The organism is Achromobacter pulmonis (assembly GCF_902859765.1).
GTDB classification, from domain to species: domain Bacteria; phylum Pseudomonadota; class Gammaproteobacteria; order Burkholderiales; family Burkholderiaceae_B; genus Achromobacter; species Achromobacter pulmonis.
The window spans coordinates 46853-70942 of the sequence record NZ_CADIJV010000015.1; the positions used below are offsets into that span (position 1 = coordinate 46853).

Annotated in this window: 26 protein-coding genes and 1 pseudogene; 14 read left to right on the forward strand and 13 right to left on the reverse strand. The window is 67.3% G+C overall.

The annotated features are described in order from the left end of the window. Positions 1-27: 27 nt before the first annotated feature. The 4 genes and pseudogenes from HV701_RS14380 to HV701_RS14395 all read right to left on the reverse strand — a co-directional run. Positions 28-1095, reverse strand: a pseudogene (locus HV701_RS14380) (glycosyltransferase family 4 protein); the annotation flags it as partial. A gap of 84 nt (positions 1096-1179) precedes the next feature. Then, positions 1180-2280 (reverse strand): DegT/DnrJ/EryC1/StrS family aminotransferase, encoded by a 1101-nt coding sequence (locus tag HV701_RS14385; protein ID WP_175133692.1) that lies wholly within the window; start codon positions 2278-2280, stop codon positions 1180-1182. 6 nt (positions 2281-2286) lie between these two features. After that, on the reverse strand, positions 2287-2859 hold the full coding sequence (locus HV701_RS14390; protein WP_419761640.1) for an acyltransferase: 573 nt from the start codon (positions 2857-2859) through the stop codon (positions 2287-2289). Positions 2860-2861: 2 nt separating this feature from the next. Beyond that, positions 2862-3914 (reverse strand): Gfo/Idh/MocA family protein, encoded by a 1053-nt coding sequence (locus HV701_RS14395; protein WP_175133694.1) that lies wholly within the window; start codon positions 3912-3914, stop codon positions 2862-2864. Positions 3915-4037: 123 nt separating this feature from the next. Between HV701_RS14395 and waaC the strand changes: the two genes are divergently transcribed. Then, positions 4038-5081, forward strand: a complete 1044-nt coding sequence (gene waaC, locus HV701_RS14400; RefSeq protein ID WP_175133695.1) for a lipopolysaccharide heptosyltransferase I — start codon at positions 4038-4040, stop codon at positions 5079-5081. Continuing rightward, entirely contained in the window at positions 5081-6379 is a 1299-nt protein-coding gene (locus tag HV701_RS14405; protein WP_175133696.1) for a 3-deoxy-D-manno-octulosonic acid transferase, read from the forward strand. The genes waaC and HV701_RS14405 overlap by 1 nt, the downstream gene beginning before the upstream one ends. 21 nt (positions 6380-6400) lie before the next feature. Here the strand turns inward: HV701_RS14405 and HV701_RS14410 are convergent, their stop codons facing one another. From HV701_RS14410 to HV701_RS14420, 3 genes are read right to left on the reverse strand one after another with little or no spacing between them, the layout of a single operon-like run. After that, complete coding sequence (locus HV701_RS14410) at positions 6401-6565, reverse strand: hypothetical protein (RefSeq protein WP_175133697.1); 165 nt, start codon at positions 6563-6565, stop codon at positions 6401-6403. An 18-nt stretch (positions 6566-6583) separates the two neighbouring features. Next, the gene (locus HV701_RS14415) at positions 6584-7390 is read right to left on the reverse strand and encodes a type III pantothenate kinase (RefSeq protein ID WP_175133698.1); all 807 of its coding nucleotides are present in this window, start codon (positions 7388-7390) and stop codon (positions 6584-6586) included. After that, entirely contained in the window at positions 7387-8241 is an 855-nt protein-coding gene (locus tag HV701_RS14420; protein WP_175133699.1) for a biotin--[acetyl-CoA-carboxylase] ligase, read from the reverse strand. The genes HV701_RS14415 and HV701_RS14420 overlap by 4 nt, the downstream gene beginning before the upstream one ends. Before the next feature lie 92 nt (positions 8242-8333). Between HV701_RS14420 and HV701_RS14425 the strand changes: the two genes are divergently transcribed. From HV701_RS14425 to HV701_RS14470, 10 genes are all read left to right on the forward strand, one after another. Continuing rightward, positions 8334-9467: an MlaE family ABC transporter permease gene (locus tag HV701_RS14425; protein ID WP_175133700.1), complete on the forward strand. Its 1134-nt coding sequence runs from the start codon at positions 8334-8336 to the stop codon at positions 9465-9467. Then, positions 9467-10306: an ABC transporter ATP-binding protein gene (locus HV701_RS14430; RefSeq protein ID WP_175133701.1), complete on the forward strand. Its 840-nt coding sequence runs from the start codon at positions 9467-9469 to the stop codon at positions 10304-10306. The genes HV701_RS14425 and HV701_RS14430 overlap by 1 nt, the downstream gene beginning before the upstream one ends. Then, positions 10293-11249: an MlaD family protein gene (locus tag HV701_RS14435; RefSeq protein WP_175133702.1), complete on the forward strand. Its 957-nt coding sequence runs from the start codon at positions 10293-10295 to the stop codon at positions 11247-11249. Before HV701_RS14430 ends, HV701_RS14435 begins: the two co-directional genes overlap by 14 nt. Beyond that, a complete protein-coding gene (locus HV701_RS14440; protein ID WP_175133703.1) occupies positions 11246-11845 on the forward strand; it encodes an ABC-type transport auxiliary lipoprotein family protein in 600 nt (199 codons plus the stop codon). Before HV701_RS14435 ends, HV701_RS14440 begins: the two co-directional genes overlap by 4 nt. A gap of 33 nt (positions 11846-11878) precedes the next feature. Continuing rightward, positions 11879-12532, forward strand: a complete 654-nt coding sequence (locus HV701_RS14445; RefSeq protein ID WP_175133704.1) for an alpha/beta hydrolase — start codon at positions 11879-11881, stop codon at positions 12530-12532. A gap of 154 nt (positions 12533-12686) precedes the next feature. Continuing rightward, positions 12687-13949 (forward strand): D-alanyl-D-alanine carboxypeptidase family protein, encoded by a 1263-nt coding sequence (locus HV701_RS14450; protein ID WP_175133705.1) that lies wholly within the window; start codon positions 12687-12689, stop codon positions 13947-13949. A gap of 134 nt (positions 13950-14083) precedes the next feature. Continuing rightward, positions 14084-14950 carry a D-amino acid aminotransferase gene (locus HV701_RS14455; RefSeq protein WP_175133706.1) on the forward strand — a complete coding sequence of 289 codons (867 nt, stop codon included), beginning with the start codon at positions 14084-14086 and terminating at the stop codon, positions 14948-14950. 109 nt (positions 14951-15059) lie between these two features. Next, positions 15060-15332 carry a YbeD family protein gene (locus HV701_RS14460; RefSeq protein WP_175133707.1) on the forward strand — a complete coding sequence of 91 codons (273 nt, stop codon included), beginning with the start codon at positions 15060-15062 and terminating at the stop codon, positions 15330-15332. 18 nt (positions 15333-15350) lie between these two features. After that, a complete protein-coding gene (lipB, locus tag HV701_RS14465) occupies positions 15351-15992 on the forward strand; it encodes a lipoyl(octanoyl) transferase LipB (protein ID WP_175133708.1) in 642 nt (213 codons plus the stop codon). Further along, positions 15989-16720: a tetratricopeptide repeat protein gene (locus HV701_RS14470; RefSeq protein ID WP_175133709.1), complete on the forward strand. Its 732-nt coding sequence runs from the start codon at positions 15989-15991 to the stop codon at positions 16718-16720. The genes lipB and HV701_RS14470 overlap by 4 nt, the downstream gene beginning before the upstream one ends. A gap of 78 nt (positions 16721-16798) precedes the next feature. On the opposite strand, the gene HV701_RS14475 is transcribed toward HV701_RS14470, so the two are convergent. Then, positions 16799-17611, reverse strand: a complete 813-nt coding sequence (locus HV701_RS14475) for a substrate-binding domain-containing protein (RefSeq protein ID WP_175133710.1) — start codon at positions 17609-17611, stop codon at positions 16799-16801. A gap of 146 nt (positions 17612-17757) precedes the next feature. On the opposite strand from HV701_RS14475, the gene lipA reads away from it, so the two are divergent. Further along, positions 17758-18765: a lipoyl synthase gene (gene lipA, locus HV701_RS14480; RefSeq protein WP_175133711.1), complete on the forward strand. Its 1008-nt coding sequence runs from the start codon at positions 17758-17760 to the stop codon at positions 18763-18765. Positions 18766-18811: 46 nt separating this feature from the next. Here lipA and HV701_RS14485 read toward each other — a convergent pair whose 3' ends face one another. Continuing rightward, positions 18812-19375: a cob(I)yrinic acid a,c-diamide adenosyltransferase gene (locus HV701_RS14485; protein ID WP_175133712.1), complete on the reverse strand. Its 564-nt coding sequence runs from the start codon at positions 19373-19375 to the stop codon at positions 18812-18814. A 143-nt stretch (positions 19376-19518) separates the two neighbouring features. Between HV701_RS14485 and HV701_RS14490 the strand changes: the two genes are divergently transcribed. Continuing rightward, positions 19519-19824 (forward strand): copper-binding protein, encoded by a 306-nt coding sequence (locus HV701_RS14490; protein ID WP_175133713.1) that lies wholly within the window; start codon positions 19519-19521, stop codon positions 19822-19824. A gap of 154 nt (positions 19825-19978) precedes the next feature. On the opposite strand, the gene hslU is transcribed toward HV701_RS14490, so the two are convergent. The 4 genes from hslU to HV701_RS14510 all read right to left on the reverse strand — a co-directional run bounded on the left by hslU (position 19979) and on the right by HV701_RS14510 (position 23807). Continuing rightward, on the reverse strand, positions 19979-21313 hold the full coding sequence (gene hslU, locus HV701_RS14495; RefSeq protein WP_175133714.1) for an ATP-dependent protease ATPase subunit HslU: 1335 nt from the start codon (positions 21311-21313) through the stop codon (positions 19979-19981). Between the two features lie 73 nt (positions 21314-21386). Beyond that, a complete protein-coding gene (hslV, locus tag HV701_RS14500) occupies positions 21387-21926 on the reverse strand; it encodes an ATP-dependent protease subunit HslV (protein ID WP_175133715.1) in 540 nt (179 codons plus the stop codon). A 161-nt stretch (positions 21927-22087) separates the two neighbouring features. Further along, the gene (gene dksA / locus HV701_RS14505) at positions 22088-22552 is read right to left on the reverse strand and encodes an RNA polymerase-binding protein DksA (RefSeq protein ID WP_056327244.1); all 465 of its coding nucleotides are present in this window, start codon (positions 22550-22552) and stop codon (positions 22088-22090) included. Between the two features lie 127 nt (positions 22553-22679). Further along, positions 22680-23807: a CobW family GTP-binding protein gene (locus HV701_RS14510; RefSeq protein WP_175133716.1), complete on the reverse strand. Its 1128-nt coding sequence runs from the start codon at positions 23805-23807 to the stop codon at positions 22680-22682. Positions 23808-24090: the final 283 nt, after the last annotated feature.

Below are 24090 nucleotides of genomic sequence, written 5' to 3' on the forward strand. Positions count from 1 at the left end.
GGCGATTGCGCTGGCGATGGCGGGTACGTCATCGGCGGCCACGCTGGTGCCACAACCGGCGTCGCGGACCAGGTCGTAGGGGGAGTTGGTGGCATGCACCACCGGCAGGCCAGCCAGCATGTAGTCGAACAGTTTGTTGGGACTGGTGCCGAATTGGTAGAGCGGGCTGTCGTGCCAGCCGATATAGGCGATATCGGCCAGCGCCAGCGCGGTGGGCACCGCGCGCTTCTCGATCGGATCCAGGAACAGGACGTTCTTCAGGCCCATTGCCTGCGCGCGTTGCTGCAATTGGGGTTTTTCCACGCCCTTGCCGATCAGCAGGAAGCCGATGTCCGCGGCTTCCGGGCGGGCGGCCGCATCGATCAAGGGGTCCAGCGCGTTCGAGACCGCATGCCCCCCGGCGTAGATGCAAAGCGCCTTGAACGGCTGCGCGAAGGCGGTGATCCGGGCCTCGACAGCGGCCGGCAATGGGCGCGGCGATTCAGCGGGGTCGAAGCCGTTGGGGATATAGGTGAACTTGTCCGGCGCCATACCGCGGGACTGCAGATGCGGCGCGGTACCAGGCAGGAGTGAAATGACTCTGTCCGCATGCCGGCAGGCATAGTCTTCCGCCAGTTGCATGGAGAAGATCATGGGGTGGCGTGGGGAAAAGCCGCCCAGCAAGCGCGGCGTCAGCGGCCAGAGGTCATGCACTTCGAAAACCAGCTGGGCGCCGGCGGCGCGCGCGATCTTGGCGGCAGGCCAGATATCGTAGGGATAGGTCGACGAGGCGATGACGACATCCGGGCGCGTGGCGGCGAGTTCACGCGCCATGCCGCGCAGTTTCGCCGTGAACTGCAGCATATTGAGCAACCGCTTGGCGCCGTTCCCGGCGTAGGGGCGGGTACGCAGCCAGACGTAGTCGATGCCGTCGATGTCTTCGCGGGCCACCGCGGAGGACGGCTCGGGGTTGTGCTGGCGCAGATGGGAGACGCTGCTGGCGACGATGGTGACGTGGTGGCCTTGTCGCACCCATTCCCGGGCCAGATAGTATGGCCGGAACTCCATGCCATGCTGCGGCGAGCCGGCGTAATGGTTGATGAGCAGGATATTCATGGCTGCATCGTAGCGCGTCGGCGCGCGGGGTACTGCCGCAAAGGCTTGGCGCGGCGCCGTTTGTGGCGCCGCGCCTTGGCGGGATCAGCTCAGTGCGGCGCGCAGCGCGGCAACGATCTGGTCTTGGGTCGCTTCGTCCAGGTCCGGGTGCATCGGCAGGCTCATGACCGTGGCCGCCAAGGTGTCGGACACCGGCGTGGCGCCTTCGGCCGCCGCGAATTCGGCATAGGCCGGCTGCGCGTGGATCGGACGAGGATAGTGGATGGCCGTCGGGATGCCGGCTTCCTTCAGGTGCGCGATCACGGCTTCGCGATTCGGGACCATGACCGTGAACTGGGCCCAGACGCTGTTGCGATCCGGACGCACCGTGACCGTACGCGCGCCGCCCGGCAGGTCGGCCAGCAACTCCTGGTAGCGCGCACCGATCTTGATGCGTTGCTCCACTTCCCAGTCGAAGCGTTCCAGCTTGCCCAGCACGACGGCGCATTGCAGCGTATCCATGCGGCCACCCACGCCGATGCGGCTGTGGTAGTAGCGGGCCGACTGGCCGTGCACACGGATTTCGCGCATGGCCTGCGCCAGGGCGTCGTCATTGGTGAACAGCGCGCCGCCGTCGCCATAGCAGCCCAGGGGCTTGCTGGGGAAGAAGCTGGTGCAGCCGATGGTGGACAGGTTGCAGCTCTTCTTGCCCTTGTAGGAAGCGCCAAAGCTTTGCGCGGCGTCTTCGACGACCGCGATGCCGTGCTTGGCGGCGACGGCGTTGACCTCGTCCATGTCACCGCACTGGCCGTACAGCGACACTGGGATGATGGCCTTGGTGCGAGGCGTGATCTTGGCTTCGATTTCCGACACTTTGATGTTGCAGGTGTCGGGCTCGACGTCCACGAACACCGGCACGGCGCCCAGCAGCACGATGACTTCCGCCGTCGCTACGAAAGTGAACGAGGTGGTGATGACTTCATCGCCGGCCTTCACCCCCAGTGCCATGAGCGCGATCAGCAGCGCCTCGGTGCCCGACGCGACCGTGACGCAATGCTTGGCGCCGGTGTGGGCGCACAGCGCGGCTTCCAGTTCCTTGACCTCGGGGCCCATGATGTATTGGCCATGGTCGAGCACGGCCTGGATGCGGGCGTTGATCGGGTCGCGCAGGACTTGGTATTGCTTTTTCAGGTCAATGAATTGCATGTTGTCTCACACCAGTTGGCACACGCCGTCTTTGAGTACGTATTGGTCGCCGGTCGCCGGGCAGGTGGTCTGCCCGTTGCCGGTCAGCGGCAGGTCCAATTGTTCTCCGTGGCGGCTCATCCAGCCGATCTGGCGGGCGGGTACGCCGACCACCAGGGCGAAATCGGGCACGTCGCGGTTGACCACGGCGCCGGCACCGACGAAGGCGTAGCGGCCGACCGTCGAGCCGCACACGATGGTGCAGTTGGCGCCCAGCGTGGCGCCCTGACGCACGACGGTGTCGCGGTATTCGTTCTTGCGTTCGATGGCCGCGCGCGGGTTGTACACGTTGGTGAAGACCATGCTGGGGCCACAGAACACGTCGTCTTCAAGAGTCACGTTGTCGTAGACGGAGACGTTGTTCTGGATCTTGACGCGGTTGCCGATCTTGACGCGGTTGCCGACGTAGACGTTCTGTCCCAGGGAGCAGGCCTCGCCGATGACGGCGCCGCCCGAAACGTGGACCCAGTGCCAGACGCGGGTACCGGCACCGATTTGTGCGCCGTCGTCGACGATGGCGGTGGAATGGATGCTCATGATGGTCAATCCAGTGGCAGCGGCACGCGCAGGCCGTCGCGGGCGGAACGGTAGATGGCGGTCAGCAGGGCCAGCGACTGCAGGCCTTCGCGACCATCGGTTTCGGGTTCGCATTCGCCGCGCAGCACGCGGATGACGTTGTCATAGTAGAGCGGGTGCCCAAAGCCATACACTGAGGTGGTCTCGTAGTTGGCTTCGCGGATCTTGGCATCGTCGGGGTGTTCGTCGGCGAACTTCCATTCGTCGATGCGGTTGACGGCCACGCCACCGACGCGCACGGTGCCCTTCTCACCCAGGATGGTGATCGAGCCTTCCAGGTTCTGCGGATAGGTGAGCATGGTGACGTTGATCGAACCCATGGCGCCATGGCGCCAGCGGATCGCGGCCACGCCGGTGTCTTCGGCTTCGATGCGGCGGGCCAGCGTGGCGGTGTAGGCATACACGCTTTCCACGGGGCCAACCAGCCAGTCGAGCAGGTCGACATAATGGCTGGCCTGGTTCATGAAGGCGCCGCCATCCCATTCCCATTTGCCGCGCCAGCGGGCGGCGTCGTAATAATCCTGGGGACGGGTCCAGAATACGTTGACCGTCACCATGTAGATACGGCCGAAACGGCCATTTTCGATGGCCTTCTTGAGCAGTTGCAGCGTGGCGTTGCGGCGGTTCTGCTTGACGACGAACAGGCGCACGCCGGCTTCGTCGCAGGCCTTGACCATGCGCTTGCCGTCTTCCCAGCGGGTCGCCATCGGCTTTTCGCTGACCACGTGGCGGCCCGATTGCGCCACTTCGATCGCCTGCCAGGGATGCAGGCCGGACGGGGTGGCCAGAATGACCGCGTCGGCGGTGGTATGCGCCAGCATTTCCGTCAGGGACGAGAACGGTCGGGCACCGGTGGCTTCCGCGGCGGCTTTCAGCGCGGCGGGGTTGGTGTCACAGACGTCCACGAGCTCGGCGCGGTCGCTGTGTTGCGCAATGGCGCCGATATGATTCTTGGAAATGCGCCCACATCCTACCAGGGCGAAACGGACCTTGCGGTCGGTAACTGGATTAGCGGTCATCGGGAGATTAGGTTGTTTTGTTGTAAATTGCCGGGATAATTCGACAGCCCCTCCCGGAATAGAGCGTAATAATACTTTAAGACCGGGTAGGGGCACGAGCGCATAATCCGCCATTTCCAATCGATGCCAACTCGCATTCTCATTGTCCGCACGTCGTCACTCGGCGATCTGGTGCACATGCTGCCCGCCATCTCCGACATCGCCCGCCATGTGCCGGACGCAGAAATCGACTGGGTTGCCGAAGAGGCTTTCGCCGAGATTCCCGCATGGCATCCGGCCGTCAACGAGGTCATCAAGGTGGCCCACCGCCGCTGGCGCAAGGCCTGGTGGTCGGCCCAGGTGCGGGCGGAGCGCAAGGCGCTGCGGGAGCGGCTGCGGTCCAAGCAATACGACATCGTGCTGGATATGCAGGCCCTGTTGAAGTCTGCGTGGCTGGTGCGCCAGGCGCGCGGGGTGCGCCACGGGCTGGATTGGCGTTCGGCGCGCGAGCCGCTGGCATCGCTGTTCTATAACGTCCGCCACCGGGTGGAATTCTGGCAGCCGGCGGTCATCCGCCAACGCAAGTTGGCGGCGTTGACGTTCGGTTACCAGCACGGCGGGCTGCCCGATTTCGGCCTGCAGGCGTTTTCGCGCCAGGGCGGGCAGGGGCTGGGTGCCGATCCCGTGCATGAGGTGTCCGCCGACGGCCTGGATGCGACCGAATTGCCGCGCCTGCACCACCTGGATACCGACCGAGGCTATGCCGTGATCATGCCGTCGGCCAGCCGCGACGACAAGCTGTGGCCCGAGGACGACTGGCGCGCGGTGTTCCGGCGCCTGCGCGATGCCGGCTGTGCGCTCAAGCTGCTGGCCGGCAACGACCAGGAGGCCGAGCGCGCCCGGTTGCTGGTGGCTGGCATGGAGGACGTCGAGGTGATGCCGCGCATGGATCTGACTTCGGTTGCCCGGCTGCTGGCCGGCTCGCGCCTGATGGTCGGCCTGGACAGCGGCTTGACCCACTTGTCGGCCGCGCTGGGGCGGCCCACCATCGGCATCTACCGCGCCTCCACGCCAGTGCGCACGCCGCTGGTCGGGTCGAACTACACCGCCAGCCTGGGCGACCGGGGCGCCTCGCCGTCGCGCGAGGCCGTCATGGCTTCGGTGGAGCAGGCGCTGGCCGCGCGCTGATGAACCGCGCCGTCTATACCTTCGGGTTGCGGGCGCTGGCGCCCCTGGTCTGGTTGTGGATGGCCCGGCGCGCCAGGCGCGCCGGGGGCGAGTGGGAAATCTTTTCGCCGGAACGATTCGGTCGAGCCGTCCCTGGCCGAGCCGTGTCCGACGCGGCCACGGCGGATAAGTGGGGCGGGGCGCCGGTATGGGTGCACGCCGTGAGCCTGGGCGAGACGCGCGCCGCGCTGCCGCTGTTGCAGGCGCTGCTGGATCGCGGCTTGCCGGTACTGTTGACGCATATCACCGCCACCGGCCGTGCCGAGGGCGCGCGCCTGTTTGCCGCGGCCATTGCCAGCGGCCAGTTGCGCCAGGCCTGGCTGCCCTATGATTTTCCTGGCGCCACGCGCCGTTTCCTGGCTGCCGCCCAGCCGCGTTGCGGCATTCTGATAGAACGCGAGATCTGGCCGAACCTGCTGGCCGCGGCGCGCCGCGCGAGGTTACCGATGGCGCTGGTGAGTGCCCGTTTCTCGGCGTCTTCGCAGCGGCAGGCCGGGCGCATGGGGCGGGTCATGCGTGAGGCGCTGGCCGGGTTGCAGTTGGTGCTGGCCCAGTCCGCGACCGACGCTGAACGGCTCGCGCAGGCCGGCGCGCCGCGGCCGTTGGTGTCCGGCAATCTCAAATTCGACCTGTCGTTGCCTGCGGGCCAGGTACGGGAGGGCCAGGCCTGGCGCGAGCGTCTGGGCCGGCCGGTGGTGGCCGTGGCCAGCACCCGCGAGGGCGAGGACGGGCCGTTCATCGATGCCATCAAGCGTCTCGCGGACAGGCCCGGCGGGCCGCTGTTCCTGTTGATCCCGCGCCATCCCCAGCGTTTCGACGCCGCCGCCGCGCTGCTGGAGCAGGCCGGGTTGAGTTATGTCAGGCGCTCGGGCAGGCAGGAGCCGGAGCCGCGCACGGCGGTGCTGCTGGGCGACACGCTGGGTGAAATGGCGTTCTATTACGCCGCCGCCGATGTGGCGGTGGTGGCGGGCAGTTTCGCGCCGCTGGGCGGGCAGAATCTGATCGAAGCCTGCGCCGCTGGCGTGCCGGTCATCGTCGGGCCGCACACCTTCAATTTCCAGCAGGCGGCCAGCGATGCGATCGAGGCCGGCGCGGCGCAACGCCAGCCGGACCCGGCGCAGGCCGTGGCGGCCGCGCTGGCGCTGTTGGCCAACCCTGCCGCGCGGCACGCAGCCAGCGATGCGGCGCGGGCCTGGTTCGCCAGCCACGCCGGCGCTACCGCGCGGACCATGGACGCGCTGGCGCCCTGGTTGCGTTGAGGCCGGCGGTCAGTCCATCCTTCAGCCGGGCTTGCGCGGCACCAGGGTGATGGCCCCCGGATTCAGTTCCTGGCTGAAGCGGCGCGTGTCGCGCCCTTCGTCTTCCGGGCGCACGCCCAGCCAGCCCTGGCCGAGCGCGTAGACGCCCAGGTTGGCCAGCAGAATCAGGATGAAGAGTACTCGCATGACGCGGCCTCGCGAGGGTCAGGCATGCGGCGCCGGGTTGGCGCGCGCCATGGCGGCCAGCCCGTCCAGGACGGGATGGTTCAGGTAGATCGGCACTGGCGCGGCGCCGAAGCTGCCGCCGGTGTCGGCCAGCAGGTGTTCGATTTCCTGGCGCACTTCCGGCCAGCCGCCGCCGGCGGCGAAGATCTGCGGCGCCTCGCCGTAGCGCTGGCGCCCGGCCAGCCACTGGCGCACGACCGCGCCGGCCTGCGCGGCGGCGATGCCGGAGGCGATGGCCTCATGGGTATCGGTGGGATAGGGCACGACCTGGCCATCGGCGATCGGCAGGTTGGCGGTGCCGTGCGCCAGCGCGTTGCGCATCATGGCCGGGCCCGGCAGGATCAGGCCGCCGGCGAAGACGTTGTCCGGTCCCACGGTGTCGATGGTGGTGGCGGTGCCGAAGCTCGCCAGCAGGAAGGGCGGGTGCGTGCCGGGCAGGCGCGACAGCACCCCCAGCAGCGAGGCCCAGCGGTCCGCGCCCAGCTGCGATGGGTTCTTGTAGCAATTGACCAGCCCGAGGGTGGTGGGCTGGGAGGAGGCCCAGGCCACGGCGCAGCCGTGTCGTTGCAGGACGCCGGCAATGGCCGCGCCCCGGTCGGCGCCAGCCACGTTCACGCCCAGCGCCCGCGATGGCCGCCGTGGCAGGGCAGTGAGCCAGCGGTCCAGGGCGTCCAGGTCCAGGCCGTCGAAAGCGACCGTGGCCGGTTCGCGCGGCATGTCGGGGCTGGCAGGATCGAGCCAGCCCACCTTGAGGCGGCTGTTGCCGGAGTCGATGAGGATGATCATGCTTGCCGCCGAATCGAGATTTCTCCGACCGAGATCGGGCTGATGCCTTCGGGGGTTCGCACCAGCAGGCGGCCCTGGCCGTCGACACCGCAGGCGGCGCCGCTGAGGATCACCTGGCCCTTGTCCAGCACGTTGATGGCGCGGCCGGCGAGGGCGTCCACCTGGTCGAAGCGCCGCGCGAAGGCGTCGAAGCTCTCGCGCTCGAGGGTGCGGACGGCTTCGTGCCAGGCGGTCGCCGCGGCGCAGACCAGGTCGGCGGCGGTGGCGGCGGGGTTGGATGCGTGGCGGGTGACACAGGTCCAGTCCGCGACCTGGCGCCCCAGCGCCTGCGACAGCGCGTCGGCGTCGACCAGGTTCACGCCCATGCCGATGACCACGGTGTAGCCGGTTTCGCGGCCGCCCGGGTTGCGGGTGGTCTCGACCAGCACGCCCGCCAGCTTGGCGTCGTGCCATTGCACGTCATTGGGCCATTTCATGCAGAGGCCGTCGGCGCCGGGGCCGGCCACGGCCCGCAGGGCCTCGCAGGCGGCCAGGCCGGCCAGCGGCGACAGGGCTGGCAACTGTGCGGCAGGCAGGTGGACGTCGAAGGCGCACGAGAACATCAGCGCCGCGCCGACCCGGTTCTGCCAGGGCCGGCCGGCGCGACCGCGGCCGGTTTCCTGCAGATGGGTGCCCAGCAGCCAGGGTTTGCCGGCGCCGCCGCCCGCGCGAGCGCGCGTCAGCAGGTCGGCATTGGTCGAGCCGGTGGTGGCAGTCCAGGCGATGTCTTGGAAGGCGGGCAGGCGCGAACCCAGCATCCGGGCCAGGTCGTCTGGCGCGGGCAGGTCGATGGGGCGGACGTGAGCGGACATGGCGGCGATTGTAGGGCACGCGCGCGCGGCTCGCGGCGTGCCAGCGCCTGCGTATATGATTGTGGATACATTTTGCATCGGTATTCCGCTACATGCCGCGTTCCGCCTTGCCCGCGTCCCATGCCGCCACGCCCTTCCGCAAGGAAGCCGGCGTGTGCCATGTCGGGGGCGACTGGAGTGTGCTGGCACTGGCCGAGCCGGGCGAGGTCGAGCGCCGCCGCGCGGCCATGGCCAAGGCCGCCGCTGCTGGCGCGCGCTGGGATCTGCAGGGCATCAGCCGGCTCGATACCATCGGCGCGCTGCTGATCTGGCAGGCCTGGGGCGAGAAGCTGCCCGAGCGGGTGCGCTGGTCCGCCGGCCAGCAGGACGTATTCACCACCCTGGCCACCAACAAGGGGGGCAAGCCGGCCCCGCCTCGTCCCGAACCGTCCTGGGGTTGGCTGCGTGCCCTCGGGGGCGGGGTGCTGCAGGCGGCCGAGAACGGGCGTGCCTTGCTCATCATGCTGGGGCAATTGGTGCTGGACCTGTTCGGTATGTTGCGCCAGCCATCGCGCGGACCCTGGCGCGAGATCTCGGCCCAGGTATACCGCACCGGGGCGCAGGCGCTGGGCATCACCGCCCTGGTGGGCTTCCTGATCGGTGTGGTGCTGTCATACCTGTCCGCCCAGCAATTGCAGATGATCGGCGCCGACCGGTTCATCGTGCGGCTGCTGGGGGTGTCGATCGTGCGTGAGCTGGGGCCGGTGCTGGCGGCCATCCTGGTGGCCGGTCGATCCGGATCGGCCATCACCGCGCAGATCGGCGTCATGCGCGTCACCCAGGAGCTGGACGCGATGCTGGTGATGGGTATTTCGCACGGCCAGCGGCTGATCCTGCCGCGGGTGGTGGCGCTGGCCGTGACCATGCCGCTGCTGGTGCTCTGGACCGATGCCATGGCGATCCTGGGCGGGATGCTGGCGGCCCAGGTGCAGCTGGGCATTTCGGCGCAGTGGTTCCTGCAGTCGCTGCCGGACGCCATTTCCCTCACCAATTACTGGATCGGGATCCTGAAGGGCGTCACCTTCGGCATCCTGATCGCGCTGATCGCCTGCCATTTTGGCCTGCGCATCCAGCCCAACACGGAAAGCCTGGGCCGCGGCACCACGACCTCGGTGGTGACCTCGATCACCGGCGTGATCCTGCTGGACGCCCTGTACGCGGTCATTTTCAGTTCGGTGGGCATCTGATGACCGGCGCCGAGCAGCAACGCCTGTTTATCGAGGACGATGTCACGGTCGCGCCCGTGATCACCGTGCGCGGCCTGCGTACGGCCTTTGGCGACCACGTGGTGCACGACAACCTGGACCTGACCGTCTTTCCTGGCGAGATCCTGGTGCTGGTGGGCGGTTCGGGCACCGGCAAGACGGTGCTGCTGCGGCAGATCATCGGGTTGGAACGGCCGGCGGCCGGCACTATCCAGGTGTTGGGCAATACCCTGTCCGAACTGACGCCGGGCGAACGCCGCCGCCTGTCCTATCGCTGGGGCATGCTGTTCCAGGCCGGCGCACTGTTCTCGGCGCTGTCGGTGTACGACAACGTCGCGCTGCCCTTGCGCGAATTGCGCACGGTACCGGAAGACCTGGTGCGCGATGTGGTCATGTGCCGCCTGGCGATGGTCGGCCTGTCGGCGCAGGACGCGGATAAACGGCCGTCGGATCTTTCCGGCGGCATGGTCAAGCGCGTGGCGTTGGCGCGCGCACTGTCGCTGGACCCGGAGCTGGTGTTCCTGGACGAACCCACGGCGGGCCTGGATCCGCTGCGGTCGGACGAGTTCGTGGACCTGGTGCGCAGCCTGCACCGGCAGTTGGGATTCACTGTCGTCATGGTGACGCACGATCTGGACACGCTGCTCGCGCTGGCCACCCGTGTCGCCGTGCTGGCGGACAAGCGGGTGATCGTGTGCGATACGGTGCCGGAAGTGCTGAAGGTCGACCACCCGTTCATTCATACATTCTTCCTGGGCGAGCGCGGCTTGCGCGCGCTCGGGGACATGGCGCCGAAGGGAACGCATCATGGAAAACCGTAGTCACGCGCTCTTGGCCGGCATCTTCACGCTGGTCCTGCTGGCCGCCGCTGCGCTGGTGGCCGTCTGGATCGGCCGCGACCGGACCAAACTGCAAGCCTATGAAATCGTGTCGGCCACCGCCGTCAGCGGCCTCAATCCGCAGTCGACCGTGCGTTACCAGGGGGTGCCGGTGGGCAAGGTGCAGTCGCTGGCGCTGAACCCCGACAAGCCGGGCCAGGTGCGCATCCGCATCGGCGTGGCGCCGGGCACGCCGATCACGGAGTCGACCTGGGCTGAACTGGGCGTGCAGGGCGTCACCGGAATGGCCAATGTTGAACTGCGCGACGACGGCAGTTCGCTCAAGCGCCTGGCTTCGAGCGACGCCAATCCGGCGGCGATTCCATTGCGTCCGGGCTTTCTCGATCGGGTCGAGCAGCGCGGCGGACGGCTCATTTCCAACGTGGAAGACGCCACCGAGCAGCTGCGGCGGCTGTTGAGCGAGCAGAATGTGCAGGCCCTGACCGCCAGTCTGCAGAATGCCGCCGACATCACCCAGTCGTTGAAAGAGGCCAGCCGCGAGCTGGGGCCGGCGCTGGCCAAGCTGGGGCCGCTGGTCGATTCGCTCGACAGCACTTCGCGCCAGGCCGACCGCGCGGCGCGCGAAGTGGCGGACCTGGCGCGGCAGGCGCGCCAATCGCTGGCGCGCCTGAATGCGCCCGATGGCGCGCTGGCCGCCGCCACGCGCAGCTTGAACGACATCGCCCTGGCCGCGTCGCGGCTGGATGGCGAGACGCTGCCGGCGGTCACCGGCATGGCGGCCAGCGTCAGCGAGGCCGCGCGCGGCGCCACCTTCACGCTGCGTCGCGTGGATAACACGCCGCAATCGTTATTGTTCGGGCCGCCGCCGGCCGCGCCCGGTCCCGGCGAGGCGGGGTTCGCCGGTTTTGGGAGACAGCGGAAATGAAGATGCGTAGCGCGATTCTGGTTCTGACCCTGGTGTTGGCGGGCTGCGGTGTGGGTCGCGTGGGCGCGCCGCCGGCGGTGTTCGACCTGGGCCTGGATGCCCGTCCGGCGCCGCAATTGCCCGCGCGTGAACCGATTGCGCTGGCGTTCTCGGCCGTGCCGGCGCTGTCGAGTACCGGGGTCATCTGGCGTGTCGGCGATAGCGCCGCGCCGCAATCGTATGCGACCTATCGCTGGGCCTCGTCGCCGGCGGAGTTGGTGCGCCAGCGCCTGATCGAGCGCCTGTCGCGGCAGGGGCCGGTGCTGGCCGAGCGCGCCAGCAGTCAGACGCCGCAATTGCAGGTCTACCTGTCGCAATTCGAACAGGTGTTCGCGCCCGACGGTTCGGCCAGCGAGGGCCGCGTGTTGCTGCAGGCGGTGCTGCTCGACGGCCGCCGCGTGGTGGGCCAGTTGCGGATCGCGACGCAGGCGCCTGCGCCGACGCAGGATGCCGCGGGCGGCGTGGCCGCGTTGCGCCAGGCCACCGATGATGCCGCCGATCAGTTGGCGCGATGGCTCGCCACCCAGCCCAGGGCCGCGGCCCGGCCGGGCGGTTAACATTCCCTTTTTTCCAAGCAGCACGAGTCCGCCATGCCCGCAAGCACTGAAACCCAAGCCTTTACCGGCGCCGCCGGCCGCATCGATTGCGCGGTGGACTGGCCCGACGGCACGCCACGGGGCTGGGCCCTGGTGCTGCACCCGCATCCTTTGCAGGGCGGCGCGCGCGAGAACAAGGTCGTGACCACATTGTCGCGCGCCTGTGTCCAGCATGGCCTGGTGGCGGTGCGCCCCAATTTCCGCGGTGTCGGGTTGTCCGAGGGCGCGTTCGACAAATCCGTGGGCGAGACCCAGGACATGCTGGCGCTGGTCGCGCAGATGCGCGAGCGCCACCCGGAACTGGCGGCCGCGCCCTGGGTGCTGGCCGGATTTTCCTTTGGCACGGCGGTGGCCGCGCAGACCTACGCCGCGCTGGTCGACCAGGGGGATGCCGTGCTGCCGAGCGCGCTGATGCTGATGGGACCTGCCGTCAACCGTTTCCAGCCGCATGAGGTGCAGGTGCCTGGCGATACGTTGATGGTGCATGGCGAACAGGACGAAGTCGTGCCCCTGTCCGAGGCCATGGACTGGGCTCGGCCGCGTTCGATTCCGGTGGTGGTGATCCCGGGCGCTTCGCACTTTTTCCACGGCAAGCTGCTGGTGCTGCGCCAACTGGTGCAGGCGCACCTGAAGGTCAAGCTTGATTGAATGCGTGTGCCGCGCTAGGCGCGGCGTAGCATCAAGTTGCATGTTTTAAATGCCCGCGGAACCCATCCCGGGCCGGACGAGTCTCATCGACTGCCTATAATTGTCAGCCATCAGCCCCGCGCCGGCGGGCGTCTTTCCAGGACCCACGTTGCCGATGAAGAATCTGTCTTACCCCACTCTCTCCCCCGTAGTCTTTGCCCGCCGCGCCCTCGCCGGCGCGGTGTTGTCGGCGATGCTGGCGGCGTCGCTGCCAGCCTGGGCCCAGCAGGCGCCCGCCGCTGCGCCGGCCGCCGCGGGAGCCACGGCCGGCGCGCCGTCGGCAACGGGAGCGGTGCCGGTGGGCGATGTGTCGGCGGTTCCCGCGCCCACCATCGCGGCCAAGGCCTGGATCGTGCTGGACGTGAACAGCGGCCAGACCCTGGCGGCCTCCAATCCCGACATGAAGGTCGAGCCCGCATCGCTCACCAAGATCATGACGGCCTATGTGGTTTTCAACGCGCTCGAGGAAAAGCGCCTGACGCTGGAGCAGACCGTGCCCGTGTCCGAGCACGCCTGGCGCACCGGCGGTTCGCGCATGTTCATCGAGCCGCGCAAGCCGGTTACTGTCGATGAGCTGAACCAGGGCATGATCGTGCAGTCCGGCAACGACGCCTCGGTCGCGCTGGCTGAAGCGGTCGGCGGCAGCGAAACCGCGTTCGCCTCGCTCATGAACCAGGAAGCCGAGCGCCTGGGCATGCGCAACACCCACTTCATGAACGCCACCGGCTTGCCCGATCCGCAGCACATGACGTCGGCGCGCGACCTGGCCACGCTGTCGGCGCACCTGATCACCGATCATCCGCAGTTCTTCCACTATTACAAGCAGAAGAGCTTCACCTACAACAAGATCACCCAGCCCAACCGCAACCGCCTGTTGTGGGCCGACCCGTCGGTCGACGGCATGAAGACCGGCCATACCGATTCGGCAGGCTATTGCCTGGTGTCGACCGCGGTGCGCGGCGATCGCCGCATCCTGGTGGTGGTGGTGGGCACCGACAGCGAAGCCACGCGCGCCGAGGAAAGCCTCAAGTTGCTGAACTGGAGCTTCCAGAACTTCGACACGGTCAAGCTGTTCGACAAGAGTCAGCCCGGTATCGATGCCCGCGTATGGGAAGGCACCGCCGACAACGTCAAGCTCGGCCCGCCCAACCCGGTCTCCATCGCGGTGCCGCGCGGCAAGGCCGGCGAACTCAAGCCGGTGGCGCAACGCACGGATCCGTTGATCGCGCCGCTGGCCAAGGGCCAGCAGGTCGGCACGCTGCAATTCACGCTGGACGGCAAGGTGCTGCGCACCGAACCGCTGGTGGTGCAGGATGCGGTCGAGCGCGCCGGTTTCTTCGGCCGCATGGTCGATACCGTCAAGCGCTGGTTCCAGTAAGCGGGCGCGCCATGGGCGCGGCCGCGGGTGTAAGCTAGCAACGGGCGTTTCGTGCGCGAAACGCCCGTTTTGCATGCTTCCAGGGGCGGGCCGGCAGGCCCGTCCCTATTCCATTTCAAATTCAGGAGTGCCTCATGATTCCGGGCGTGCCGGGCGAAAGCCAGGTGTATCTCAACGGTGAGTTCCTGCGCGTGGACGAGGCCAAGGTCTCCGTCCTCGACCGCGGCTTCATTTTCGGCGATGGCATCTACGAAGTCGTCCCTGTGTACCAAGGCAATGCCTTTCGCATGGCCGAGCACCTCGACCGCCTGGACCGCAGCCTGGCCGCCCTGCGCATCGCGCAACCGTTCGACCGCAGTGGCTGGATCGACCTGATCCGGCAATTGCTCGACCGCACGCGCCTGGATACCTGCATCGTCTATCTGCAGGTGACGCGCGGCGTGGCCAAGCGGGACCACCCGTTTCCCTCGCCGGCTGTGAGCCCCACGGTGTTTGGCATGGTCTCGGCCTGGACGCCGCCGTCGGCCGCCCAGCGCGCGCAGGGGCTTGGCGCGATCAGCATTCCCGACGAGCGCTGGCTGCACTGCGAAATCAAATCGGTTTCGCTGCTGGGCAACGTGCTGGCCAAGCAGCAGGCGGTGGACGCCCACGTCGACGAGGTGCTGCAGTTCCGCGACGGCTTTCTCACGGAAGGCTCGTCCACCAATATCTGGGTGGTGTCCGGCGGCAAGCTGCTCGCGCCGCCCAAGAACAACCTGATCCTGGAAGGCATCCGCTATGGCCTGATGGGCGAGCTGGCGGCCGAGGCCGGCATTCCGTTCGAGGCGCGCCGCCTCGCCCAGGATGAAGTGATCCGGGCCGACGAGCTGATGCTTTCCTCGGCCACCAAGGAAGTCTTGCCGATCGTCGCGCTGGATGGCCGGCCGGTCGGTTCGGGCAAGCCCGGCCCTGTTTATGAGCTATTGCGCGCGGGTTATGATGCCCGCATCGCCGCGCTCTAGGCCCCGCGGGGCGGCCGGCCGGCCGCCCACGCCGCGCGCCCCGGCGGCGGGCCTTGCCTGCACGATGCCTGCCCCCATATAGAAATATTGACGTTCCAGGCCATCCATCATGCATATTCCGCCCGAAGACTCCCTTATCGAATATCCCAGCGACTTTCCCATCAAGGTCATGGGCAAGCAGCACCCTGAATTCGCCCAGACGCTGACTGAAGTCGTGCTGCGCTTCGACCCGGGCTTCGATGTGGCGACGGTCGAGATGCGGCCCAGCAAGGGCGGCAACTACATGGGGCTGACCTTCACGGTGCGCGCCACCTCGCGCGAGCAGCTCGACGAGCTCTACCGTGCCTTGCATGGCCATCCGATGGTGTCGATCGTCCTGTAGACGTAGAGGCCAGCAGTTGTGATCAAGTGGCTCGCGCGGCCCGCGGACTACCTGTCCGTGTGGCGGGACATGCAGGCGTACACCGACCAGCGTTCGGCCGATACGCCCGACGCAATCTGGCTGTGCGAGCATGCACCGGTCTATACGCTGGGGCAGGCGGGCCTGCCCGAGCACGTGCTCAACCCCGGTGCGATTCCCCTGGTGCAGTGCGACCGCGGCGGGCAGGTCACCTATCACGGCCCGGGCCAGGTCATGGCGTATGCGCTGTTCGACCTGCGCCGCGTCGATATGTACGTGAAGGAATACGTGGCTCTGCTGGAGGCCGCGGTGATCGACACGCTCGATGCGATGGGGGTGGCCGGCGCCTGCCGCAAGCCGGGCGCGCCCGGGGTGTATGTGCCGGATCCCGATGGCGGCAGCGAATTGGCCAAGATCGCCGCGCTGGGCATCAAGATCCGCAATGGCCGTGCCTATCACGGCGTATCGCTCAACGTGGCGATGGATCTGACGCCGTTTCTCGGCATCAATCCCTGCGGCTACGCCGGCCTGCGCACCGTCGACATGGCATCCTGTGGCACGCGGCGCGATCCCACCGAGGTGGGCGACGCGCTGGCGGGCAACCTGGCCCGCTTGTGGCGCCAGGCACGGACACCCATATGAAGACAACCCGCTATACCCCGGCCGAGGTGGCCGCGACCACCCCCGAGCAATTGGCCAGCCTGCGCGCCGGGCCGGCGCCGCAATACGCCGCCTGGATTCGCACGGCGGCCGAAATGGGCCTGGTCGAGGCGCAGACCATCTTCGGCCAGATGCTGCTCGATGGCATCGGCGTGCCGCGTGACCCCGCCGAAGGGCTGGCGTGGTTCAAGCGCGCCGCCAACGCCGATCACCCCATGGCCATCAACATGATCGGCCGTTGCTATGAGAACGGCTGGGGCGTGCCGGCGGACGATACCGTGGCGGCCTACTGGTTCCGGCTGGCCGCGGATCGTGGGCTGGACTGGGGCATGTACAACTATGCCCATCTGCTCAAGAGCGGCCGCGGAGGCGTGGCGCGAAACGGCGCGGCGGCGCTGGCCCTGTACCAGCAGGCGGCGCAGATGGGCCACGTCAAATCCATGGGCGTTGTCGGCCGCTTCTACGAAGCCGGCGAGGTGGTGGAACAGGATCTGGAGCGCGCGTTCGATTGCTACCGGCGTTGCGCCGAGGGCGGCGATTTTCGCGGCATGTTCCACCTGGGCCGCATGCTGTTGCTGCGGGGCCGCAAGCAAGAGGCGGTGCAGTGGCTGGCGCGCGTGCCCGAGACCTCCACGGCGGCGTTTCTGCGCGAAGCCGATGCGATGCTGCGCGATTGCGGCTTTCCGCCGTTGTACGAGACGGGGGCCTGAGCGGCTTACGGGGCGGACCATGGCGCCCGCGCGAACCCGCCGAGTCGTGGCGCGGCCGGCGGGCCCGCCACGTACCCGCTAAGTACTCAGGCGCGCCTCGAACACGACGTCGAGCGTCAGCCGCGTGCCGGCCGGCTGCTCGCCGTCGAGCCGGTCCAGCAGCAGTTGTCCCGCGCGCCGGCCCAGTTCGGCCGCGTCCACGCCCAGCGTCGTCAGCCCCTGGACCCACTGCGCTGCGCTGCCGTCCTCGGTGAACCCCAGCACCGCCAGGTCCTGCGGTACGTGCAGGTCGCGGTTGTGGGCCTCCGACACCGTGGCGGCGGCCAGCAAGTCCGAGGTGCAGAACACCGCGTCGAAAATCGTATTGGTGGCCAGCAGGCGCAGGAATGCCATGCGGCCGTCGTTCAGTTGCTGGGCCTCGGGCTGCACGATATCGGCGACCAGGTCGCGCCCCAGCGCGGCCGCGCTGGCGATGAACCCTTCGCGGCGGGCGCGTTCCCATGGGGTGTCGGCGCTGATGCAGGCCACGCGGGCATGGCCTTTTTCGGCGAGATGGCGGGCCGCCAGGCGGCCTGCCTCGGTGTTGTCGGCAGTGACCAGGCTGTCCAATGGGGCGGCCGGCGCACTCCAGGTTTCCACTACCGGGATTTCCAGCGCCGCCACGGCGGCGCGCAATGGCGGGTCGTCGAGCGGCCCGATCGCCAGCGCCGCGGCCGGCGCCAATTGGGCCAGCCGTGGCAGCAGGGAGGCATCGCGCCAGGGGCCGGCGGCCAGATAGTAGCCGGCCGGCGCCAGTCGTTCGGCGCATGCCTGTATGGCGCGGGCCGCCGGCGCGTAATCGAGCCGGGGGGCGAGCAGGGCGATGGGGCGGGGCGAAGGCAAGGCGGGCATCGGGAAGGCGGTGTGGATTCGTCAGGCGTGACGATAACCCGAGGCGGCCCGGCATCGGACCATTCGAGCGGATTCGGGCGCAAGGGGTAAAATGTCTTCTTTTGTCTCAGACCGGGGCGTGTGCGTGCCGGTCGTGAAGGTGCCCCATGTCCACGCTTGCCGAGTCGCCTGTGCCCTCGAACGAACCCGCCGCCACGCCCGCGGAACCGGCGTACGATCCGACGCAGAAACAGAAATCCCAGGCCAAGACGGCGCGCATTCCGATCAAGATCATTCCCGCCGAACGCCTGAAGAAGCCGGAGTGGATCCGCGTCAAGGCGGCCCAGCCGGGTTCGCGCTTCTACGACATCAAGCGCATCCTGCGCGAACACAATCTGCACACGGTGTGCGAGGAAGCCTCCTGCCCGAACATCGGCGAGTGCTTCGGCAAGGGCACGGCCACGTTCATGATCATGGGCGACAAGTGCACCCGCCGCTGCCCGTTCTGTGATGTGGGCCATGGCCGTCCCGATCCGCTCGACACCAAGGAACCCGAAAACCTGGCGCGCACCATCGCCGCGATGAAGCTGTCGTACGTGGTCATCACCTCGGTCGACCGCGATGACCTGCGCGACGGCGGCGCCGGCCACTTCGTCGACTGTATCACCCAGATCCGCGAACGGTCGCCCTCCACCCGTATCGAGGTGCTGGTGCCCGACTTCCGCGGCCGCCTGGATCGCGCGTTGACCATCCTGAATGCCGGTCCCCCGGACGTGATGAACCACAACCTGGAAACGGTGCCGCGCCTGTACAAGCAGGCCCGCCCGGGCTCGGACTACATGCACTCGCTCAAGCTGCTGGCCGAGTTCAAGAAGCTGCACCCCGATGTGCCGACCAAGTCTGGCCTGATGCTTGGCCTGGGCGAGACCGATGAGGAAATCCTGCAGGTGATGCGCGACATGCGCGAGCACAACGTCGACATGCTCACCATCGGCCAGTACCTGCAGCCGTCGGAGCACCATCTGCCGGTGCTGCGCTACGTGCATCCCGACACCTTCGCGATGTTCGAGCGCGAGGCCTATGCGATGGGCTTCTCGCACGCGGCGGTTGGGGCCATGGTGCGTTCGTCGTACCACGCCGATGAGCAGGCGCATGCGGCGGGCGTGCCCAACTGAGCATTGCGGCAACCCCGATCAGAAATGCCCCGCAAGGGGCTTTTTTTCATTCCGCAGCCTGGCGCGACACGCGGCTGGTCCAGAACACGTCGGGTCTGCCTGCCTCGCGATTCAGATAGCGCGCCAGCACGAACATCAGGTCCGACAGCCGGTTCAGGTACTGCCGCACCGGCGCGTTCACCGTTTCCGCGCGGGCCAGCGCCACCACCGCGCGCTCGGCGCGGCGGCACGCGGTGCGGGCCAGGTGGGCGTGTGCCGCCGCCCGCGAACCGCCCGGCAGGATGAATTCGCGCAGGGGCGGCAGGGCCGCGTTGTAGTGGGCTAGCCGCGCATCCAGGTGCGCCACCTGCTCGTCGGCCAGGGCGACGTGGCCCGGAATGCACAATTCGGCACCCATATCGAACAAATCGTGTTGGATCGTCAGCAAATCGGCCGCCACGTCGGCCGGCATGGGCTCGGTCAGCAGCAGGCCGATGACGCTGTTCAATTCATCCACATCACCCAGCGCGGCGATGCGGGCGGCGTCCTTGGGTACGCGCGATCCGTCCCCTAGTCCGGTGCTGCCGTCGTCTCCGGTGCGGGTGGCGATGACTGAAAGGCGATTGGCCATGGGGTGTCCTTTGCAAACAACCGTCAGGATTGTTGCGTTATTACCGGGAAACTATTGCATGAGGGCGGTATCCTAGCATTGTGGAAACCGCGTGCGGGCTGCCAGGCCGGCATCGTGCTTTCGTCGCAATCGGAGGATAACGCATGGCTTTCAACCGCAAATACGCAACGCCCTTGGCCGTCGCTACCGCGATGGCCGTCGTCTCGCTGGCTACGCCGCTGGCATTCGCCCAACAGGCCGAGGCCAGTGGCGAGGTGCGGCGGGTCGATCCTGGCGCGGGCAAGGTCACCATCAAGCACGACGCCATCAAGGCGCTGGACCTGCCGGCCATGACGCTGGTCTACGACGCCAACCCGGCGCTGTTGGCCAAGATCAAGGCCGGCGACAAGGTGCGCTTTACCGCCGAGCGCAAGGATGGCAAATATGTGGTGACGGCGATCACCAATTGAACGCGCTGCGGGCGCCGGCCGGGCGTCCGCATGGTGACAGGCGCTGCGGGCGCGTCGGGCGCGGGCCTCGCCTTCGCCGACAAAAGGCCCGCCGCAATCGCTTGCGGCGGGCCTTTTGTCGGGGTGCCGCCGGTTGTGAGGCCGGCGGCGAGGCCTACAGCACGTAGCGGGCCAGGTCCTGGCTGCTGGCGGCTTCGGCCAGTTGCGCGTTGACGTAAGCGGCGTCGATCTTGACCGTCTTGTTGCTGGAGGCGGTGGCGTCGAACGACAGTTCGTCCAGCAGCTTTTCCATCACGGTGTAGAGGCGGCGGGCACCGATGTTCTCGGTGGTTTCGTTGACCTCGTAGGCCAGTTCGGCCAAGCGGCGCACGCCTTCGTCGGTGAATTCCAGCTGCACGTCTTCGGTGGCCAGCAGCGCCGTGTACTGCTTGGTCAGCGAGGCGTCGGTATCGCTCAGGATGCGCACGAAGTCCTCGGCGGTCAGCGATTCGAGTTCGACGCGGATAGGGAAGCGGCCTTGCAGTTCGGGGATCAGGTCGGAAGGACGCGCCAGGTGGAAGGCGCCCGAGGCGATGAACAGGATGTGGTCGGTGCGGACCATCCCGTAGCGCGTGTTGACGGTGGTGCCTTCGACCAGCGGCAGCAGGTCGCGCTGCACGCCCTGGCGCGAGACGTCGGCGCCACCGCTTTCCTGGCGTGCAGCGATCTTGTCGATCTCGTCCAGGAACACGATGCCGTTCTGTTCGACGTTGGTGATGGCGGCGGCGCGCAGGTCTTCCTCGTTGACGCGCTTGGCGGCTTCCTCGTCGACGATCAGCTTGAAGGCTTCGCGCACCTTCATCTTCTTGGGTTTTTTCTTGTCGCGCGCCATGCCGGCGAACATGCCGCGCAACTGCTCGGCCATTTCCTCCATGCCCGGGGGCGTCATGACATCCATTTGCGGCACGGCCTGCGCCACTTCGATCTCGATTTCGAGATCGTCGATCTTGCCTTCGCGCAGGCGCTTGCGGAAGGTCTGGCGGGCGCTGTTGTCCTCGCCGCGCTCGGGCTCGCCCGAGGCGCCGCGCGGCGGCGGCACCAGCGCGTCGAGAATGCGGTCTTCGGCGGCATCCTCGGCCTGGGTGCGCACGCGGCGCATTTCCAGTTCGCGGGTCTGCTTGATCGAGTATTCGGTCAGGTCGCGGATGATGGTGTCGACGTCGCGGCCGACGTAGCCCACCTCGGTGAACTTGGTGGCCTCGATCTTGATGAAGGGCGCGTTGGCCAGCTTGGCCAGGCGGCGCGCAATCTCGGTCTTGCCCACGCCGGTGGGGCCGATCATGAGGATGTTCTTGGGGTGGATTTCGTGGCGCAGCGGCTCGGCCACCTGCTGGCGGCGCCAGCGGTTGCGCAGGGCCACCGCCACCGCGCGCTTAGCGCGGTTCTGGCCGACGATGTACTTGTCGAGTTCGGAGACGATTTCTCCGGGCGTCATGTTGGAGGCGGACATGAGGGCGGATCCTTGAAGCGGAGGCTGGCTGGGGGCGTGCCACGGCGCCGCGAGTGGCGCCGCGCGGCGGGTGTCAGTCGCCCAGCGTTTCGATGACGTGGTTCTGGTTGGTGTAGATGCAGATGTCGCCGGCGATCTCGAGCGATTGCTTGACGATGGCCTCGGGCGCCAGTTCGGTGTTGCGCAGCAGCGCCAGGGCGGCGGACTGGGCATAGGCCCCGCCCGAGCCGATGGCGGCCAGGCCGTACTCGGGTTCGAGCACGTCGCCATTGCCGGTCAGCACCAGGGTGTGCTCGGCGTCGGCCACGATCAGCATGGCTTCGAGCCGGCGCAGGACGCGGTCGGTGCGCCAGTCGCGGGTCAGTTCGACCGCGGCGCGCATCAGGTTGCCCTGGTGCTTGTCGAGCTTGGCCTCGAAGCGTTCCTGCAGGGTGAACGCGTCGGCGGTGGCGCCGGCGAAGCCGGCCAGGATCTTGTCGTGGTACAGGCGGCGGATTTTGCGGGCCGTGCCCTTGATGACGATGTTGCCCAGGGTGACCTGGCCATCGCCGCCGAGCGCGACGCGGTTGCCGCGGCGGACACACACGATGGTGGTGGCGTGAAATTGTTCCATGCGTTCCTTCCTTTGAAAGGACTAGCTGGGGGCGATGCCGGTGAAATCAAGGCTTGCCGGGCGCCACCGCCAGAACCGGCCGGCCGGTGGGCGGCGAGAAAAAAAGGCCATGCTGGAAACCAGCATAGCCTTTCAGTGTGGCGCTTGAATAACGGGACGGATCAGTCGCCGTACAGCTTCTGCCGCATTTCACGCCGTTCCTGCGCTTCCAGCGACAGGGTGGCGGTGGGGCGGGCCAACAGGCGCGGGATGCCGATGGGTTCGCCGGTTTCCTCGCACCAGCCGTATTCGCCGCTGTCGATGCGGGCGATGGACTGTTGCACTTTCTTCAGCAGCTTGCGCTCGCGGTCGCGGGTGCGCAGCTCGAGCGCGTGTTCTTCCTCGATGGTGGCGCGGTCGGCGGGGTCGGGCACGAATTGCGTTTCACGCAGGTGCTCGGTGGTCTCGCCGGCGTTGGCCAGGATGTCCTGTTCGAGTTGTTTGAGCCGTTCCTTGAAGAACGCCAGTTGGCGATCGTTCATGTAGTCGGACTCGGGCATGGCCAGCAATTCCTTCTCGCTGGGCAGATCAATCGCCGTATCGCTCGTCGACTTGCTTGATTTTTTGGTTGCTGCCTTGGTAGCCATGAAAACACTCCACTATGAATCGATCCTGGCGCGGGATTGTCTTCCCGGTCCGTGTGCTTGCTGCCTACGCTATTCGTACCTCACAGTACTGCCTTCGTCGCACCGCGTCACGTATCCAAAAAGGGGATCACCCCGCCAGGCACTGCTCCAAGCCCCGGGTGAAAATCTCCTGGGGCAGTTTGCGTCCGATGAAGACCATCTTGGTGGACGGCTTTTCGGCCGCGGTCCACGGTTTGCCGGGTTCGGCGCCCATCATCATGTGGACACCCTGGAACAACATGCGGCGGTTGATGCCCTTCATGTACAGGATGCCCTTGTAGCGCAGCAGGTCGGAACCATAGACTTGTACGACGCCACCCAGGAATTCCTCAAGGCGCGCGGGATCGAACGGCTTGTTGGAACGGAATACGAACGCGCCGATTTCATCGTCGTGCTTGGGGTGGTGGTGATGCGCATGATTGCAGTGCGCGCCACATTCGCCCTCGTGATCATGATCGTGGCCGTGATGGTCATGACCGTGATCGTGGCCATGGTCGTGATGGTCATGGTCGTGGTCGTGGGCAGCGTCGGGATGTTCGTCGGCCAGGAAGTCCGGGTCGATGTCCAGGATCGAGTTCAGGTTGAAACCGCTGATGTCGATGATGGACTTCAGGTCGACGTCGCCGAAGTTGACCGGCGTGATCGGCGCGCGCGGGTTCATCCGCAACAGGCGGCTGCGCAGCGCTTCGTAGTCGATGTCGTTGACCAGGTCTTTCTTGGAGACCAGGATGCGGTCGGCGAAGCCGACCTGCTTCTGCGCCTCGGGCTGTTCATCCAGCGTCACCATGCCGTGCTTGGCGTCAACCACCGTGACCACCGCGTCCAGGCGGTAGTACTCGGCGATGTCGTCGTCCATGAAGAACGTCTGGCACACCGGGCCGGGGTTGGCCATGCCGGTGGTTTCCAGGATGACGCGTTCGAAATTCAGGGTGCCGGCCTCGCGCTTGGCGCGCAGGTCGGACAGCGTGCGCATCAGATCGCCACGCACCGTGCAGCAGACGCAGCCGTTCGACAGTTCGATGATTTCTTCATCGCTGTCCTGCACCAGCAGGTCGTTGTCGATGCTTTCCGGTCCGAATTCGTTTTCGATGACGGCGACGCGGCGGCCGTGGAACTCGGTCAGGATGCGCTTGAGCAGGGTGGTCTTGCCCGCACCGAGAAAGCCGGTGAGGATGGTGACGGGAACCATTTTGTCCAAACTGCGCGGGGTGTTCATGGCGAAGCTGCTTGCGTGAAGTAAAGGCGGTTAAACACGGCGGTCAAACGCGGGATCTGGCGGGGCGGCAGCGGCTGCCGATTGCCTGCCAGACATCGTTCGACCGATGTTACTGCCACAGGCTGCGAGGGCCGCGGATCGCGGCCGGACGCAGGATTACAGCACAGTCGGGGGCAGGGGGCAAACCCCGGGCCAACCCGGGGGCCGTAGCCGCCCAGATCGCGGCTGTACGCCGTCAAGTATCAGGCGATATCCCTATTTTGGGGCGATTTTCCGGATTTCA